This is a genomic window from Aeromonas sp. s10 (assembly GCF_040907975.1).
In the GTDB taxonomy this organism is placed as follows: domain Bacteria; phylum Pseudomonadota; class Gammaproteobacteria; order Enterobacterales; family Aeromonadaceae; genus Aeromonas; species Aeromonas caviae.
Genome location: NZ_JBFOCV010000033.1, coordinates 1 through 16,061 on the forward strand (window position 1 = coordinate 1; position 16,061 = coordinate 16,061).

12 protein-coding genes are annotated in these 16,061 nt (G+C 59.7%); 5 read left to right on the forward strand and 7 right to left on the reverse strand.

Features of this window, described 5'->3' with window-relative positions; all coding sequences use genetic code 11:
* The first annotated feature begins 436 nt into the window (after nt 1–436).
* Nucleotides 437–3,304, forward strand: a complete 2,868-nt coding sequence (rapA, locus tag AB5Y59_RS09035; RefSeq protein WP_316286895.1) for an RNA polymerase-associated protein RapA — start codon at nt 437–439, stop codon at nt 3,302–3,304.
* Between the two features lie 112 nt (nt 3,305–3,416).
* A complete protein-coding gene (gene rluA, locus AB5Y59_RS09040; protein ID WP_042014863.1) occupies nt 3,417–4,073 on the forward strand; it encodes a bifunctional tRNA pseudouridine(32) synthase/23S rRNA pseudouridine(746) synthase RluA in 657 nt (218 codons plus the stop codon).
* Between the two features lie 64 nt (nt 4,074–4,137).
* Here rluA and AB5Y59_RS09045 read toward each other — a convergent pair whose 3' ends face one another.
* The 5 genes from AB5Y59_RS09045 to AB5Y59_RS09065 form a co-directional block, all read right to left on the reverse strand.
* Nucleotides 4,138–4,326: a hypothetical protein gene (locus AB5Y59_RS09045; RefSeq protein WP_368211857.1), complete on the reverse strand. Its 189-nt coding sequence runs from the start codon at nt 4,324–4,326 to the stop codon at nt 4,138–4,140.
* Between the two features lie 58 nt (nt 4,327–4,384).
* Nucleotides 4,385–6,316, reverse strand: coding sequence for a bifunctional diguanylate cyclase/phosphodiesterase (locus AB5Y59_RS09050; RefSeq protein WP_039040011.1), 1,932 nt, complete (start codon nt 6,314–6,316; stop codon nt 4,385–4,387).
* Nucleotides 6,317–6,341: 25 nt separating this feature from the next.
* Nucleotides 6,342–6,839, reverse strand: a complete 498-nt coding sequence (locus AB5Y59_RS09055; protein ID WP_162726575.1) for a molybdopterin-binding oxidoreductase — start codon at nt 6,837–6,839, stop codon at nt 6,342–6,344.
* A gap of 94 nt (nt 6,840–6,933) precedes the next feature.
* Nucleotides 6,934–8,568 carry a chaperonin GroEL gene (gene groL, locus AB5Y59_RS09060; protein WP_010673136.1) on the reverse strand — a complete coding sequence of 545 codons (1,635 nt, stop codon included), beginning with the start codon at nt 8,566–8,568 and terminating at the stop codon, nt 6,934–6,936.
* Between the two features lie 43 nt (nt 8,569–8,611).
* Nucleotides 8,612–8,905: a co-chaperone GroES gene (locus AB5Y59_RS09065; protein WP_005309514.1), complete on the reverse strand. Its 294-nt coding sequence runs from the start codon at nt 8,903–8,905 to the stop codon at nt 8,612–8,614.
* Between the two features lie 242 nt (nt 8,906–9,147).
* Here AB5Y59_RS09065 and AB5Y59_RS09070 point away from each other — a divergent pair, with 242 nt between their 5' ends.
* A complete protein-coding gene (locus AB5Y59_RS09070) occupies nt 9,148–10,482 on the forward strand; it encodes an MATE family efflux transporter (RefSeq protein ID WP_234927695.1) in 1,335 nt (444 codons plus the stop codon).
* Between the two features lie 22 nt (nt 10,483–10,504).
* Here the strand turns inward: AB5Y59_RS09070 and AB5Y59_RS09075 are convergent, their stop codons facing one another.
* Nucleotides 10,505–10,984 (reverse strand): FxsA family protein, encoded by a 480-nt coding sequence (locus AB5Y59_RS09075; protein ID WP_039040009.1) that lies wholly within the window; start codon nt 10,982–10,984, stop codon nt 10,505–10,507.
* Nucleotides 10,985–11,433: 449 nt separating this feature from the next.
* Here AB5Y59_RS09075 and aspA point away from each other — a divergent pair, with 449 nt between their 5' ends.
* A complete protein-coding gene (gene aspA, locus AB5Y59_RS09080) occupies nt 11,434–12,876 on the forward strand; it encodes an aspartate ammonia-lyase (protein ID WP_010673133.1) in 1,443 nt (480 codons plus the stop codon).
* A gap of 130 nt (nt 12,877–13,006) precedes the next feature.
* Nucleotides 13,007–14,326, forward strand: a complete 1,320-nt coding sequence (locus tag AB5Y59_RS09085; protein ID WP_010673132.1) for an anaerobic C4-dicarboxylate transporter — start codon at nt 13,007–13,009, stop codon at nt 14,324–14,326.
* 118 nt (nt 14,327–14,444) lie between these two features.
* On the opposite strand, the gene gshA is transcribed toward AB5Y59_RS09085, so the two are convergent.
* Nucleotides 14,445–16,043 (reverse strand): glutamate--cysteine ligase, encoded by a 1,599-nt coding sequence (gshA, locus tag AB5Y59_RS09090; protein WP_113978522.1) that lies wholly within the window; start codon nt 16,041–16,043, stop codon nt 14,445–14,447.
* Between the last annotated feature and the right edge of the window lie 18 nt (nt 16,044–16,061).

Sequence of the window (16,061 nt, forward strand, 5' to 3'; positions counted from 1 at the left end):
ATTGCTTGATTCAAATTGTTAAAGAGCGACGCAGCTTTTGGCTGCTGCGGGAGTGGCATTCTACTCAACCGCCTTCTCGAGTCAAGCCTTATTTTCACAGGCTTTTCTAGGCTACCGACCGGCTTGTTTGCGTTGCCGCTTGCCCTGTCGATGGAGGCGCATTATAGGGAGCGAATTCGTTCTGGCAAGGAGATAATTGCAAAAAGATGGCTTTCATCGCTCAACCGCTTACAAAGCGACCGCGATGATGAATTAATGCACGAAAAGGGTCTGCAGATTGGTATTCCGGATGCTGTATTGAGGCCGGCAGGTTGACAGATCAAGCTTGTATCAGTTTGGCTTTCCCTTGCAGCACAACCATGATGATCGGCTTTCCGCCTTCGGGTAACATAGCGCCCCTTTGCGATTCTCACACTCTTGGGCTTTGGAGAGTTTAATGCCTTTTGCACTTGGCCAGCGTTGGATTAGTGATACAGAGACGGATCTGGGTTTGGGGACTGTCGTTGCTGTTGAAGGACGCATGGTTACCCTGTTGTTTCCGGCTACCGGTGAAAACCGCATGTATGCCAAAGAAGAGGCACCGGTCACCCGGGTCAGCTTCAATGTGGGCGATCAGATAGCCAGCCACGAAGACTGGACCATGACGGTCGACGAAGTGCAGGAGAAAGATGGCCTGCTTATATATGTAGGTGTTCGCACCGACAATGGTGAGCCGGTTGCCCTCAAGGAAGTGTTTCTCAACAACTTCATCAAGTTCAACAAGCCGCAGGATCGCCTGTTCGCCGGCCAGATTGACCGGATGTCCCGCTTTACCCTGCGCTACGAAGCGCTGGTCAACCAGCACCAGCGTCGCCGCAACCCGACTCGCGGCCTGGCTGGCGGGAAAGTCAGTCTGATCCCGCACCAGCTCTACATCGCCCATGAAGTGGGTCACCGCTACGCCCCGCGCGTATTGCTGGCGGACGAGGTTGGTCTGGGCAAGACCATCGAAGCAGGCATGATCATTCACCAGCAACTGCTCTCCGGCCGTGCCCATCGGGTGCTGATCCTGCTGCCCGAAACGCTCCAGCACCAGTGGCTGGTCGAGATGCTGCGCCGTTTCAACCTGCACTTCTCCCTGTTTGACGAGGAGCGCTGCATTGAGGCGTTCGCCGATGCAGAGAACCCCTTCGAGACCGAACAGCTGGTGATCTGCAGCCTCGACTTCCTGCGCAAGAAGCGTCGTCGCTTCGAACAAGTGCTGGAAGCCGAGTGGGATCTGCTGGTTGTCGACGAAGCGCACCATCTGGAATGGAGTGAGGAGGCACCGAGCCGCGCCTACGAAATGGTGGAAGCGCTGGCCGAACAGGTACCAGGTGTACTGCTGCTGACCGCGACCCCGGATCAGCTGGGCCACCAGAGTCACTTTGCTCGTCTGCGCCTGCTCGACCCGGAGCGTTTCTACGACTACGACGCCTTCCTCGCCGAGGAGCAGGCCTATGGTCAGGTCGCCAGCGCAGCCCAGGAACTGCTGGATGGCAAGACCCTGAGCGATGAAGCCAGGCAGATCCTCGCCAGCCAGCTGGATGGGCTGGATCTCACTGATGCGGCCGCCCGTCAGCAGGCAGTTGCCAAGCTGCTGGATCAGCATGGCACCGGCCGGGTGCTGTTCCGTAACAGCCGCGCCAACATTCAGGGCTTCCCGGAGCGCCACCTCAACGTCTACCCCATGCCGCTGCCGGAGCAGTACAAGACCGCCATCAAGGTGATGGGCATGATGGGTGGCAATGGCGGCGATCTGCAGACCCGTGCCTTGCGCTACCTCTATCCCGAGAAGATCTTCCAGCAGTTCGAAGGCGACAACGCTACCTGGACCCAGTTCGACCCGCGCGTCGAATGGTTGCTGGAACTGCTGCTCTCCGCCCGTCAGCAGAAGGTGCTGGTGATCTGCTCCGAAGCAGCCACCGCCAACGCCCTGGAAGAGGCGCTGCGCACCCGTGAAGGGATCCGTGGCGCCGTGTTCCACGAAGGGATGTCGATCCTCGAGCGGGACAAGGCCTCCGCCTATTTCGCTCAAGCTGAGGGGGGCGCTCAGGTGCTGCTCTGCTCCGAGATCGGCTCAGAAGGGCGCAACTTCCAGTTTGCCAGCCATCTGGTGCTGTTCGATCTGCCACTCAACCCGGATTTGCTGGAACAGCGTATCGGCCGACTGGACCGTATCGGTCAGCAGAATACCGTCGAGATCCACGTCCCCTATCTGGAAGGGACTGCCCAGCGCGCCCTGCAGCTCTGGTATCACGATGGTCTGGATGCATTCGAGCAGACCTGCCCGACGGCCCGCCCGGTGTTCGAAACGGTACGTGACGAGCTGTTCGAGCTGCTGGCCGCCAACACCGGCGAGCAGGGCCCCCTCGACGCCCTGCTGGCCAAGACCCGCGAACTGCACGAGCCGCTCAAGGCCAGACTGGAACAGGGTCGCGATCGCCTGCTGGAAATCCACTCCAGCGGTGGCGAGACCGCCCAGCAGCTGGTCGAGAAGCTAGCCGCCGAAGATGACGACACCGGCATGATCTCCTTCGCCCTCAAGATGTTCGACGAGATCGGCGTCAACCAGGATGATCGTGGTGAAAATGCGCTGGTGCTGACTCCCGGGGATCACATGCTGGTGCCGAGCTTCCCGGGCCTGCCGCAAGACGGCATGACCATCACCTTCGATCGCAACACCGCCCTGTCACGGGATGACATGGCGCTGCTCTCTTGGGATCACCCCATGATGCGCGGCGGTATCGACCTGATCCTGGGTTCCGAGATCGGTGCCACCTCGGTCGCACTGCTCAAGAACAAGGCGCTGCCGGTCGGCTCCATCCTGCTTGAGCTGATCTTCGTTGCCGAGTCCGCGGCTCATCCCCAGCTCTACCGCTTCATGCCGCCGACGCCGATCCGTCTGCTGATGGACAAGAACGGCCAGAATCTGGGAGAGAAAGTGGCGTTTGATGCCTTCAACCGCCAGCTGACACCGGTCAACCGCCACCTTGGCAGCAAGCTGGTTACCGCATCCCAGCCGGTGATCCACGGCCTGATTGGCAAGGGCGAGGTCATTGCCAACGAACTGAAAGCCGGGATTGTAGACAAGGCCCGTGCCCAGATGGCGCAGACCCTGCAACAGGATCTGGACAGGCTGGAGGCACTCAAGGCGGTCAACCCGAATGTGCGCGACAGCGAGCTGGAATATCTGCGCAATCTGCAGGCAGAATTGCACCACCTGATCGACCAGACCCAGCTCAAGCTGGATGCCATCCGCTTTATTGTGGTTACCCATAACTGATAAAACAGTGAAATGGCCAAACCCAACGCGAGTTGGCTGCCATGCACTTTTATCGTGGTAATCCATAACTAATGGGGGCTTGCCCCCGCTTTGACCAAAGATGCGAGACGCTATGTTTGTATACTCACCGCCCCTAGAACCCTGGCTCGATATCCTGTTCAAGGACAAGGACATCATGGTGGTCAACAAGCCCACTGGCCTGCTGAGCGTCCCCGGACGCGGCCCCGAGAATGAAGACAGCGTGCTCCATCGGGTCAAGCAGCAGCACCCCAAAGCGGCGGCTGCCCATCGCCTCGACATGGCGACTACCGGCGTGCTGGTGATCCCGCTCACCCCCAACTCCCACCGGGAGCTGAGCCGGCAATTCCGAGAGCGGGAGACCGAGAAGCACTACCTCGCCTGGGTATGGGGTGAACCGGTGCTGGATGCGGGTGAAGTGGATCTGCCGCTCTGCGTCGACTGGCCCAACCGGCCGAAGCAGAAGGTGGATTTTGAGGAGGGGCGTCATGCCCTCACCCTGTGGCAGAAACTGAAGGTGGAGAACGGCAACAGCCTGATCAAGCTGACCCCGATTACCGGTCGCTCCCATCAGTTGCGGGTACACATGCTGGAGCTGGGTCACCCCATCCTCGGCGACAACCTCTACGCCAACCCGGATGCGCTGACGGCTGCACCGCACCTTTATCTTCATGCGGCCAGCCTGACCATCAGCCACCCCCGCAGCGGCGAGCGGATGACCTTCGAGGCACCGGCCCCTTTCCCGGTCTGAGCCTGACAGGTAACAACCAAATAAAAAGAAAGCCCCCATCGAGAGATGGGGGCTTTTTTATCGCTCAGACGCGGATATCGATCTTGCTTCCGAGGGAAGCACTGGCCGATGTCGGCGCTGCCGGAGCGGATTGCGCTGCTGTTTCCAGCAGTTTCAGTGCGGATTCGCCTTCCTGGGTCTGCTGCTTTTTGGCCAGGCTGGCCACCATCAGTGCAGAACCGAACGACGCTTTTGCAGAACTAGAAATATCCATTGTGTACCTCCTGCCAAGAGACTATCGGCCGGGACCGGTGAGACATGAGCCATATCGTTCAACGCAGATATGCCTTGTCCGGCGAGCGCCGGGCCAACCAGCGCTCTTCCATCTCCAGCAATGTCTGATAGGCCTTTTCAGCATGCTCCGGGCGACTGAACAGATATCCCTGCCCATACAGATGTATGTCGGTCAATGAGCGCAGCACATCGAGCTGCCCCTGGGTCTCGATCCCTTCACATACCAGTTTCTTGCCAAGCATGGAGCCCATACGGCAGATGTTGGCGACCAGTTCGGCCGCCTCGATGGAGGTGTCGATACCCTGAATGAAGGACCTGTCTATCTTCACCTTGCTCACCGGCAGCTTCTGCAGATAGCTGAGGGAGGAGTAGCCGGTGCCGAAGTCGTCAAGGGCCAGATGCACACCCTGCTGGCTGAGATCCTGCATCAACTGCAGCGAGTTCTTGACCTCGCGCATGGTGGTGTCTTCCGTCACCTCCAGCACCAGGCTGGACGCAGGGATATGGTGCTCCATCAGCGCTCTGGCCACCAGCTTCAAGAGGTTGCGCTGGTACATGCCCGGGGAGATATTCACGCACATCTGCAAGTCCACCAAACCCAGGTGCTGCCACTGATGCAGTTGCTCACATGCGGTATTCAATACCCAACCACCCAGTTTCTCAGCCAGCTGGAACTCTTCCGCCACCTGGATCACCTCGTTGGGGGGAATAAAGCCAAGCTCGGGATGGCGCCAGCGCAGCAGTGCCTCCACGGCTTCACAGCGTCCGCTCTCAAGATTGACGATGGGCTGGTAATAGAGCTCGAGCGCATTGTGCTCCAGCGCCATCACCATGTCGGACGCAAGATGCTTGCGCCTGGCCGTCTCGTTGAGCAGGGAACTGTCATAGATGACATAGGGAACATGGGTCTTGCGGCTGTGAGAGAGGGCCTGCTCCGCCCGGCTGAGCAACTCCTGGGTCTGGTTGCTGTCGGTCGGGAAGAAGGCGATACCGATACCGACCTCAAGCCGGAAAGGGTAGTTGTCGATGATGATGTCTTGCTTGATGGAGTGGAGCACTCTGGCCACGAGCTCCCTGACCTGGCGAAGATCGCTCCCCTCCCGTTGCAGCATGGCAAGCTGATCTCCCCCCAAACGCGCCACCCACTCCCCGTTTTCGCACAGGGCGCGCAGCCGCTTTGCCACCTCTTGCAGCAGGAGGTCCCCTGTGTTGTAGCCAAACTTGCTGTTGATATCGCGAAAGTCGTTGATGTCAACCAGCACCAGTCCGAAGGAGGTGTCACGGGTGACATAGGCATCCATCTTTTCCAGCAGCGCCAGTCGGTTGGCGAGCCCGGTGAGGGGATCGATCCTAGCGGTCCTGAAATGGCGCCTGGCTTCTCGCACCAGCAGGCCGCTGAGCAGAATGACGGACACCACCAGCCCCGACACCATGAACAGCAGGGCATTGCGCAACTGGCCAAAACGCGCGTCGTTGCCCGTATAGACGTTGATGTTGTTCTGCATGACGGAAGCAAGAGAGTAAGAGAGGGGTTCCTGCAAGGGCGCCAGTGTCATCATGACTTGTTGGTAATCCGGCGTCCCCGGTTTGAGTTTGACCAAATCAGGCTCCAGCTTGCGGATACTGCTTTCGGTCAGTTTCACCAGCCGCAGCGTCTTCGGATTGTCCGCGAGGCTTTTTCTCAATTGGCCGCTCAGGAGGATGGGGGTACGACTCCAGAGAATGTCATAGCGGAGCAGCAGGGCTTCCTGGTCTATGCCGCCATAGTGGTAAATCTCGACGGCATTGAGAAAGCGGCCCAGCTCGAGCTGCAACTGCATCAATGCCCAGGAGACGTCATAGGTGTACTTCTCCATCACCCGGGTCGCATTTTGTATCTGCACCAGGCAATAGAGGGTGCTACCCGTGAACAACAGAATGGATAGATAAAGAACGCCGAGTAAGGGCCAGGCCCTGGTCTTCGCTTTCACCCAGTACTCCCGTAAACCACCGTTTTTACTGCTGAATGTCGATCGCACTCAGTTGCCAGATCATCATGTCGGTGAACTCGGAACGCCTGAGTTCGGGATGCTGATCCAGTGGCAGGATAAACCAGAGCGGCCCCTTGTCACGTACCCGCATGGTCATCCCGTCATCCTGCCAGGCCAGGATAGGATCGTATTGCTTGACCTTATCCCAGTTGATCCGGATCTGGAAACTGTTCAGGGCGGTGAGCGTGATGCTCTTGCCGTTGGCCTTTACCTCAGTCAGCACGTCCGCCAGTTTCGGCCCCACGTATTTGTGCGGTTTGTCCACCCAGGGATTGCTCGTCACCACCTCATGCTGCGGCAGCGCCTGGATCATGGCCATATCGAACAGCACCTCTCCATCTGCCGGATCGGCAGGGTCCAGATTCCCCGTCACCCTGAGAATGACCGGCCCCTGCGGTGTCGCCAGCGCCATGCCCGGCAAGGCCAGGAAAAGGAGTAACGGGAGAAGCCCTAAGTATCGCATGTTCACCTCAGATCATTTCACTATCAACAACTTCAGCTTAGTAGCACTAAAAAAAACGGCCCGCAAAAGCGAGCCGTTTGATGACTTGACGGGATTACATCATACCCATACCGCCCATGCCACCCATATCAGGCATGGCAGGTGCATCTTTCTTCGGCAGCTCGGAGATCATGCACTCTGTGGTGATCATCAGGCCGGCGACGGACGAGGCGAACTGCAGGGCAGAACGGGTTACCTTGGTCGGATCCAGGATACCCATGGCCAGCATGTCGCCGTACTGTTCGGTGTAGGCGTTGTAACCGTAGTTGCCTTCACCGTTCTTCACGGCATTGGCGATGACGGAGGCTTCTTCGCCGGCGTTGATGACGATTTGACGCAGCGGGGCTTCCATGGCGCGCAGGGCAACCTTGATACCGACGTTCTGGTCTTCGTTGTCACCACGCAGGGAGGCCAGCTTGGCAGCAACGCGCACCAGCGCTACACCACCACCGGCAACCACGCCTTCTTCCACGGCTGCGCGAGTGGCGTGCAGGGCATCGTCAACACGGGCTTTCTTCTCTTTCATTTCAACTTCAGTGGCAGCACCCACCTTGATCACGGCAACACCGCCGGCCAGCTTGGCCACGCGCTCTTGCAGCTTCTCACGGTCGTAATCGGAAGAGGTCTCTTCGATCTGCTGACGGATCTGGGCCACGCGGCTTTCGATCAGGGCAGCATCACCCACGCCATCGATGATGGTGGTGTTCTCTTTGGTGATGACGATACGCTTGGCACGGCCCAGATCTTCCAGGGTCGCTTTTTCCAGCTCCATGCCCACTTCTTCGGAGATCACGGTACCACCGGTCAGGATGGCGATATCCTGCAGCATGGCCTTGCGGCGATCACCGAAGCCCGGCGCCTTGACGGCGGCCACTTTCACGATGCCACGCATGGTGTTGACCACCAGAGTCGCCAGCGCTTCGCCTTCCACGTCTTCGGCCACGATGATCAGCGGTTTGCCCGCCTTGGCCACACCTTCCAGCACCGGCAGCATTTCGCGGATGTTGGAGACTTTCTTGTCCACCAGCAGGATGAAGGGGTCATCCAGTTCGACGGAGCCGGTTTCCGGTTTGTTCACGAAGTAAGGGGAGAGGTAGCCGCGGTCGAACTGCATGCCTTCTACCACCGCCAGCTCGTCGTCCAGGCCCTGACCGTCTTCCACGGTGATGACGCCGTCACGACCGACCTTGTCCATGGCTTCGGCAATCAGCTTGCCGACCTTCTCGTCGGAGTTGGCGGAGATGGTGCCTACCTGGGCGATGGCATTGTTGTCGGCACAAGGGGTGGACAGAGCTTGCAGCTCGGCAACGGCAGCCACAACGGCCTTGTCGATACCACGCTTCAGATCCATGGGATTCATGCCGGCGGCAACGGCCTTCAGGCCTTCGTTGACGATGGCTTGAGCCAGTACGGTGGCAGTGGTGGTACCGTCACCGGCGGCATCATTGGCCTTGGAAGCGACTTCCTTGACCATCTGGGCACCCATGTTCTGGAACTTGTCTTCCAGTTCGATTTCACGGGCAACGGAGACGCCATCCTTGGTGATGGTCGGGGCGCCGAAGGACTTGTCCAGCACCACGTTGCGGCCTTTCGGGCCCAGGGTCACCTTGACGGCATCGGCCAGGATGTTGACGCCTTCCAGCATTTTGATGCGAGCTTCGTTGCCAAACTTAACTTCTTTAGCTGCCATGTTCTTCAATCCTTAAATCAATTCGGGAAAAGAGGGAGGGTGATTACTCTTCGACAATCGCCAGGATGTCGGTCTCGGACAGGATCAGTACGTCCTGGCCATCCAGCTTTTCGGTCTTCACGCCGTAGCCTTCGTTGAAGATCACCTTGTCACCCACCTTGACGGCCAGTGCTTTGACATCCCCATTGTCCAGAATTCGACCAGTCCCCACGGCAAGAACTTCACCACGGGTGGACTTCTGGGCCGCAGTGCCAGTCAAGACGATGCCGCCAGCGGATTTGGCTTCAGCTTCGATGCGCTTGATGATGACGCGGTCGTGCAGTGGACGAATTTTCATCGATAACTCTCCCAAAATGAGTCTCTGTGTTGCTTGAGGAATGGCCGCAATCGGCCAAATTTGTCATGTCCCTGATCTGGGGCAACAGGGCTAGCCCTTCAAGGGCAAATACAAAAAAAATATTTTCACGTACTATGAATACCTTCGATGGATCACCCATCCCCAATCAGGAAGGCGGATGGAGACGGCCAGCATTCAGGCCCAAAGCACCTAGAGACTCTGCCTTGAGCCGACCCAATCCCATGCTGACCGCCCCCATGACACCCATGCTGCTGCGCATGACGGGCCCCATGATCCTGGGCATCATCGCCATCCTGGCCTTCAACCTGGTCGATACCTTCTTTATCGGCATGCTGGGTACCCAGGCGCTGGCCGCCATCAGTTTCACCTTCCCGGTCACCTTTGTCGTCACCTCCCTGACCATGGGGCTGGGGGCGGGCCTGTGCGCCCTGCTCGGTCATGCCCTGGGGCAGGGTCGCCATGACGAGGCAGCCCGCATCACCACAGACTGTCTGTTCCTTGCCGTCATCCTGGTGAGTCTGCTCGCCGGGCTGGGGGCATTGACCATTACCCCTCTGTTCACCCTGCTGGGGGCCAGCGCCGAGCTCATCTCCCTCATCCACGACTACATGCTCATCTGGTATCTGACCGTCCCCATGCTGGTCGTGCCCATGGTCGGCAATGCGGCCATCCGGACCACGGGGGATACCAAGACCCCCAGTCTGGTGATGGGGGTCGCCGGTCTGGTCAACGGCGTGCTGGATCCTCTGCTCATCTTCGGGCCGGGCCCCTTCCCCGAGTGGGGCATTCGGGGAGCCGCCATCGCCACTTCCCTCTCCTGGTTGATGGCCATGCTGGTCAGCCTCCATCTGCTGCGCAAGCGGGAGACGCTGCTGACCTGGCGCCTCTCTCCCCGCCCTCAGCTGTTGGCCCATTGGCGCGCCCTGCTCCATGTGGCTGTGCCCGCATCGTTTACCAACATGCTCAACCCACTGGCCAACGCCGTGTTGATGATCATTTTCGCCGGGCTCGGAACCGAGGTGGTCGCCGCCTACGGCGCGGCATCCCGGGTCGAGGCCTTGCTGCTCATCGTGATGATGGCGCTCTCTTCCGTGCTGGCCCCCTTCATCTCGCAGAACTGCGGCGCCGGGAATCCGGCCCGAGCCAAGGCCGCCCTGCTGCTCTGCATGCGCTTCGCCCTGCTGTTCCAGCTTGGGGTCTACGTGCTGACCTGGCTTCTCGCCCCCTTCATCGCCGATCTGTTCAGCGATCATCCGCAAGTGGTGCGACTCATCGTGCTCTATCTGCATCTGGTCCCCATTGGCTACGGTTTTCAGGGCATGGTGATGCTGCTGGCCTCGGCCCTCAACGGCGTCAGGGCATCGGCGGTGTCACTGCTGATAAACGGCATCAGACTGTTTGTCTTCTTGCTGCCAGGGGCCTGGCTGGGGGCAAAACTGGGGGGAGAACAGGGGATTTATCTGGGGATGCTGCTGGCGAACCTGGCCGCCGGATTGCTGGCATGGGGGTATGCCCGCCACAGATTCGAGCGGCTGTGCCATCAGGGGAGATCCTGACGGCACAGCCCGAGGCTCGCGATTACTCTTTGCGTTCGAACTCCCCTTCGATGGTGTTGCCACCCCCTCGCGGGGATTGTCCGGGCCTGTCATCGCCGGGACCCGGCTCGAACGGCTGCTGGCGAGCCTGGAAGCCCCCCATCTGCATCCTGAACTGATTGCTGCCAATCAGCTTGTCGGCCAGCATGTTGCGCAGCCAGGGCTGCAGCAGCAGGATGCCGACAATATCGCTCACAAATCCCGGGATAATCAGCAACAAGCCCGCCAGCGCCAGCATCATGCCACCCATCACCTCGCGGCCGGGCATCTCCCCCAGCTGCATCTTCTGCTGGGCTGTGAGCAGAGTCTTGATCCCCTCGCTGCGCACCAGCGACGATCCCAGCACGGCGGTCAGCACCAGCAAGCCAACGGTCGGCAAGGCCCCGATCACGGAGCCCACCTTGATCATGACGGTGAGCTCCAGCAATACCAGCCCGACCAACAACAGTAACAACTTGCCCATACTAACCTCGGAGCGATGAATGAATGGACCCGGGGTGTCCGGCCGGCAGCCGCACATCGCTGATGCTGACGCGCCGGGTTCAGGTCTTCTGACATTAAAATGGGGCTGGTTGATCATTTTTCAAGCCTCTCCTGCCGCAGGCCCCGGAATACTGATAAATATTTGTCCGCCCAACTGGGATTGAGGTGGTTGTTCTGTCAAAGTTAATCGCCCGATTGCAATATCTGTTTAATGACCACAAGAAATTTGAGGTTGCCTCAAATTTAGTGATCCAGGTCTAATACCGGATACCTCAATTGGGGTAACATCAACACCAGTCATTGCACAGGGAGCAACTGGCTCCCAACTGCCCCACCCGATGTGTGGTGCTTCAGGATGAAATGTGCGTAGGGAAATCGCGACCACTCGGTGAGGATCGTTTCCATTTATTTGATTTCTGAGGCATAACAATGAGCGACATCAAGAACGTCCGCATTGAAGAAGACCTGCTGGGCACCAAAGAAGTTTCCAACGACCTCTACTACGGCGTGCACACCCTGCGCGCTGTTGAAAACTTCAAGATCAGCACTCAGAAGATTTCTGACGTTCCCGAGTTTGTTCGTGGCATGGTCCTGACCAAGAAGGCGGCTGCACTGGCCAACGGTGAGCTGGGCACCATCCGTCCCGAGATCGCAGACAAGATTGTCGAAGCCTGCGACCTGATGCTGAACACCGGCAAGTGCTTCGATCAGTTCCCGGTCGATGTCTATCAGGGCGGCGCCGGTACCTCCGTCAACATGAACACCAACGAAGTGCTGGCCAACATCGCCCTCGAGCTGATGGGACTTGAAAAGGGTCGCTACGACGTCATCAACCCCAACGATCACGTCAACAAGTGCCAGTCCACCAACGATGCCTACCCCACCGGTTTCCGCGTGGCCGTGGTCAACAGCACCGACACCACCCTGCACGCTCTGGAAGCCCTCATCGCCGCCTTCGATGTCAAAGCCAAGGAATTCAAACATATCCTGAAAATGGGCCGTACCCAGTTGCAGGACGCCGTGCCCATGACCCTGGGTCAGGAGTTCCACGCCTTCGCCGTCACCCTGCGTGAAGAGATCAAATCCATCAAGCGTTGCCAGGAGCTGCTGCTGGAAGTGAACCTGGGCGCCACCGCCATCGGTACCGGTCTGAACACCCCGCCCGAGTACTCCGGTCTTGCCATCAAGCGTCTGGCCGAGATCACCGGTCGTGCCTACGTGCCGGCAGAGGACCTCATCGAAGCGACCTCCGACTGCGGCGCCTATGTGATGCTGCACGGTGCGGTCAAGCGCCTGGCCATGAAGCTCTCCAAGATCTGTAATGACCTGCGTCTGCTCTCCTCCGGCCCGCGCACTGCGCTCAAAGAGATCAACCTGCCGGAAATGCAGGCTGGCTCCTCCATCATGCCGGCCAAGGTCAACCCGGTCATTCCGGAAGTGGTCAACCAGTCCTGCTTCAAGGTATTCGGCAACGACGTCACCATCACCTTCGCTGCCGAGGCCGGTCAGCTGCAGCTGAACGTCATGGAGCCGGTGATTGGTCAGGCCATGTTCGAATCCCTGAGCCTGATGGAAAAAGCCTGCATCTCCCTGCGCGAGAAGTGCGTGGAAGGCATCACCGCCAACCCGGACATCTGCATGAACCACGTGCTGAACTCCATCGGCATCGTGACCTACCTGAACCCCTTCATCGGTCACCATGAAGGCGATATCGTCGGCAAGATCTGTGCCCAGACCGGCAAGAACGTCCGCGAAGTCGTGCTGGAACGCGGCCTGCTGACCGCCGAACAGCTGGACGAGATCCTCTCCATCGAGAACCTGATGAACCCGCAATACAAAGCCAAGCGTTACACCCGCGAAGCCACCGTATAAGCGAGCAAATGGGCCGGGGTTATCCCGGCCCATTTAAAGTCAATTCCCGAGCGGTCTCTCCACAGCCCCATCGGGAATTGGCTTTTCAGCCTAATAAAACCTAAAAAAACTGGAAAATGGAGTGTTCGCTATGATTGGAATCGAGTTACTTGTCGTGCTCGCCGCTATCTATCTGGGGGCCCGGATAGGCAGTATCGGTATCGGCTTTGCCGGTGGTCTTGGGGTACTGGTACTGACCTGGGGGCTGGGCATGCCCATCCCGAGCGATCAGCTGGTGACCTATCTCCCGTGGGACGTGATCATGATCATCGCGTCCGTCATCTGCGCCATTGCCTGTATGCAGCTGGCTGGCGGGATGGATTATCTGGTGCACCTGGCCGAAAAAGCCCTGCGCAAGAATCCCAAGCACATCACCTTCGCCGCCCCGGTCGTCACCTACCTGATGACCATGCTGGCCGGTACCGGTCACACAGCCTTCTCCACCCTGCCGGTGATCGCCGAAGTGGCCAAGGAGCAGGGCATTCGCCCGTCCCGTCCGCTCTCCATCGCGGTCGTTGCCTCCCAGATTGCCATCACCGCCTCCCCCATCTCGGCGGCCGTGGTCGCCTTCTCCGGCATGCTGGAGCCGCTTGGCGTCGACTACCTGACCCTGCTGGCCATCTGCATCCCGTCCAGCTTCATCGCCTGTCTGCTGGGGGCCTTCATCGCCAACCTGCTGGGCAAGCCGCTGGATCAGGACGAAGTCTATCTGGAGCGCAAAGCCAAGGGACTCATCAAGCTGCGCGGTACCAGCCAGGTTGAAATCAAGCCTTATGCCAAGCTCTCCGTCGGCATCTTCGTCGCCTCCATCGTGGCCGTGATGGCCTATGCCACCGCCATCTCCGGCAACGTCGGCCTCATCAGCAATCCGCCGATCCCCCGCGATGGCGCCATCATGGGCATCATGCTCTCCGCCGCCACCCTGATGGTACTGTTCTGCAAACTGGACGCGGCCCAGATCACCAACATGCCGACCTTCAAGTCCGGTATGTCCGCCTGTATCTGCGTGCTGGGCGTGGCCTGGCTGGGCAACGTCTTCGTGAAGGGCAACATGGTCGAGATCCAGGCGTTCGCCGGCGATCTGCTGAGCCAATACAGCTGGCTGCTGGCCGTGGTGCTGTTCTTCTCCTCCATGCTGCTCTACTCGCAAGGTGCCACTACCAAGGCCCTGATGCCTGCCGCCCTGGCACTGGGTGTCAGCCCGCTGGCGGCCATCGCCTCCTTCGCCGCCGTGAGCGCCCTGTTCGTGCTGCCGACCTACCCGACCCTGCTGGCCGCGGTCGAGATGGACGACACCGGCTCCACCCGCATCGGCAAGGCCGTGTTCAACCACCCCTTCTTCATCCCGGGTGTGGCCACCATCGCCATGGCTGTGGCGCTCGGCTTCTTCTTCGGTGGTCTCATCCTCTGACCGATGAACCACCCCATGTAAAACGGCCCGAACGGGCCGTTTTTTTATGCCCGGCCACCACCGGGCTCCCATGAAAAAGCCGCTCCCGGGAGCGGCTTTCGTCATCTTGGCGGCATCCTCAGGCCGTGGTCTGGCGGGTACCGAAATAGTCAGCCAGGAAGTCGTCGAACGACAGGCTGTCACTGCGTTCCCGCTCCCGCTGCTTGGCCAGGGAGTCCCGTGCCTCGCCGGCAAAGTAGGCCTCGTCCCAGTACTGCAGCTCGCCGGCCAGCATCTCTTCCCGGTAGCGGCTCGCCAGCGCATCGCCGAAGCAGCCGTTGTCCTGGCCGCTTGAAAGCAACTGCTTGAGCAGGCGGGCGGAGTAGGTCTGCTCGGGGTCGAGCAGCTTCTCACGGTGCATCGCCAGCGTCTCGCGATAGCGGTTGCGACCACAGCAGCGATCCAGCAGCGCTGCGACCTCGGCCAGCTCGTCGAACAGCTTGAGGCCGTACTCCTTGAGGCCGATGGCATTGCCCTGCTCATCTTCAAGCGTCAGGCCGGGGCGACGCCCCTCCAGCACCACCTTGTTCTGGTTGCGGCGGTTGCGGGCAACCTCGTCATCCGAGAGCACGGGGGACGGGCGCAACAGGCACCAGACCAGGAAGAGATCGAAGAAGCGGATCTGATCCACCTCGATACCGAACGGGGTAAAGGGATTGACGTCCACCGTGCGCAGCTCGATGTATTCGATGCCGCGCTGCTCCAGCGCATCCGAGGGCTTCTCGCCGCTGCGGGGAGTACGCTTGGGGCGGATCGGCGCGTAGAGCTCGTTCTCCAGTTGCAGCACGTTGTCGTTGAGCTGGCGGTACTCGCCGTTTACCTTGACCCCTATCCTGGCGAAGTCGGGATCATGGGTGTTGATGGCTCGGCGCAGACTGCTCACATAGGCCGGCAGGCTGTCATGACTGATCTTGAGCCCCGCCTGGGCGCTGTTGGTGTAACCGAGATCGGACAGGCGCAGAGCCGTGGCATAGGGCAGGTAAAGGGTGCCCTTGCCGGTTTTCTGGAACGGCAGGCTGCTCTTGCGCCCCTTGAGGAAGGAGTCGCAGATGGCAGGAGACGCGCCGAACAGATAGGGCACCAGCCAGCCGAAGCGGTAGACGTTGCGAATAAGCCCCATGTACTTGTCGGAGATGAAGCGCTGGCTGCAGCAGCCCTCTCCCACCAGATCCTGCCACTCGCACCAGAAGCTGTCCGGCATGGAGAAGTTGAAGTGCACCCCGGCGATCACCTGCATCAGGCTGCCGTAGCGGTTCTTCAGCCCCTGGCGATAGAGGGTCTTCATCCGCCCGATGTTGGAGCTGCCGTACTGGGCTAGGCGGATGCTCTCCTCGTCACCGACGAAGCAGGGCATGGAGAGGGGCCAGATCCGCTCCTCTCCCAGATGATGAATGGTGTGGCGGTGAATGTCGCCGAGCTGCTCGATCAGGCTCTCGATGGAGTCGGTGGCCGGCGTGATGAACTCCAGCAGGCTCTCGGAGTAATCGGTGGTGATGTTGGCATGGGTCAGGGCCGACCCCAGGCTTCTGGGGTGATCGGTCTGGGCCAGGGTCCCTTCGGGGGTGATGCGCAGACATTCGCGCTCGATCCCGCGCCGGATCCCCTTGAGGGCGGTCACCCGTTCCGGGGTGCCCAGCGCAGCCAGCAACTCGGTGAGCGACAAGCTAGTAGTAGTCATATTCACGGCTCATGTGTG

Excerpts from the sequence above, each read along its gene's own strand:
- rapA (WP_316286895.1), top strand. The coding sequence starts at position 437 with ATGCCTTTTGCACTTGGCCAGCGTTGGATTAGTGATACAGAGACGGAT.
- rluA (WP_042014863.1), top strand. The coding sequence starts at position 3,417 with ATGTTTGTATACTCACCGCCCCTAGAACCCTGGCTCGATATCCTGTTC.
- AB5Y59_RS09045 (WP_368211857.1), bottom strand. The coding sequence starts at position 4,326 with ATGGATATTTCTAGTTCTGCAAAAGCGTCGTTCGGTTCTGCACTGATG.
- AB5Y59_RS09055 (WP_162726575.1), bottom strand. The coding sequence starts at position 6,839 with ATGCGATACTTAGGGCTTCTCCCGTTACTCCTTTTCCTGGCCTTGCCG.
- groL (WP_010673136.1), bottom strand. The coding sequence starts at position 8,568 with ATGGCAGCTAAAGAAGTTAAGTTTGGCAACGAAGCTCGCATCAAAATG.
- AB5Y59_RS09065 (WP_005309514.1), bottom strand. The coding sequence starts at position 8,905 with ATGAAAATTCGTCCACTGCACGACCGCGTCATCATCAAGCGCATCGAA.
- AB5Y59_RS09070 (WP_234927695.1), top strand. The coding sequence starts at position 9,148 with ATGCTGACCGCCCCCATGACACCCATGCTGCTGCGCATGACGGGCCCC.
- AB5Y59_RS09075 (WP_039040009.1), bottom strand. The coding sequence starts at position 10,984 with ATGGGCAAGTTGTTACTGTTGTTGGTCGGGCTGGTATTGCTGGAGCTC.
- aspA (WP_010673133.1), top strand. The coding sequence starts at position 11,434 with ATGAGCGACATCAAGAACGTCCGCATTGAAGAAGACCTGCTGGGCACC.
- AB5Y59_RS09085 (WP_010673132.1), top strand. The coding sequence starts at position 13,007 with ATGATTGGAATCGAGTTACTTGTCGTGCTCGCCGCTATCTATCTGGGG.
- gshA (WP_113978522.1), bottom strand. The coding sequence starts at position 16,043 with ATGACTACTACTAGCTTGTCGCTCACCGAGTTGCTGGCTGCGCTGGGC.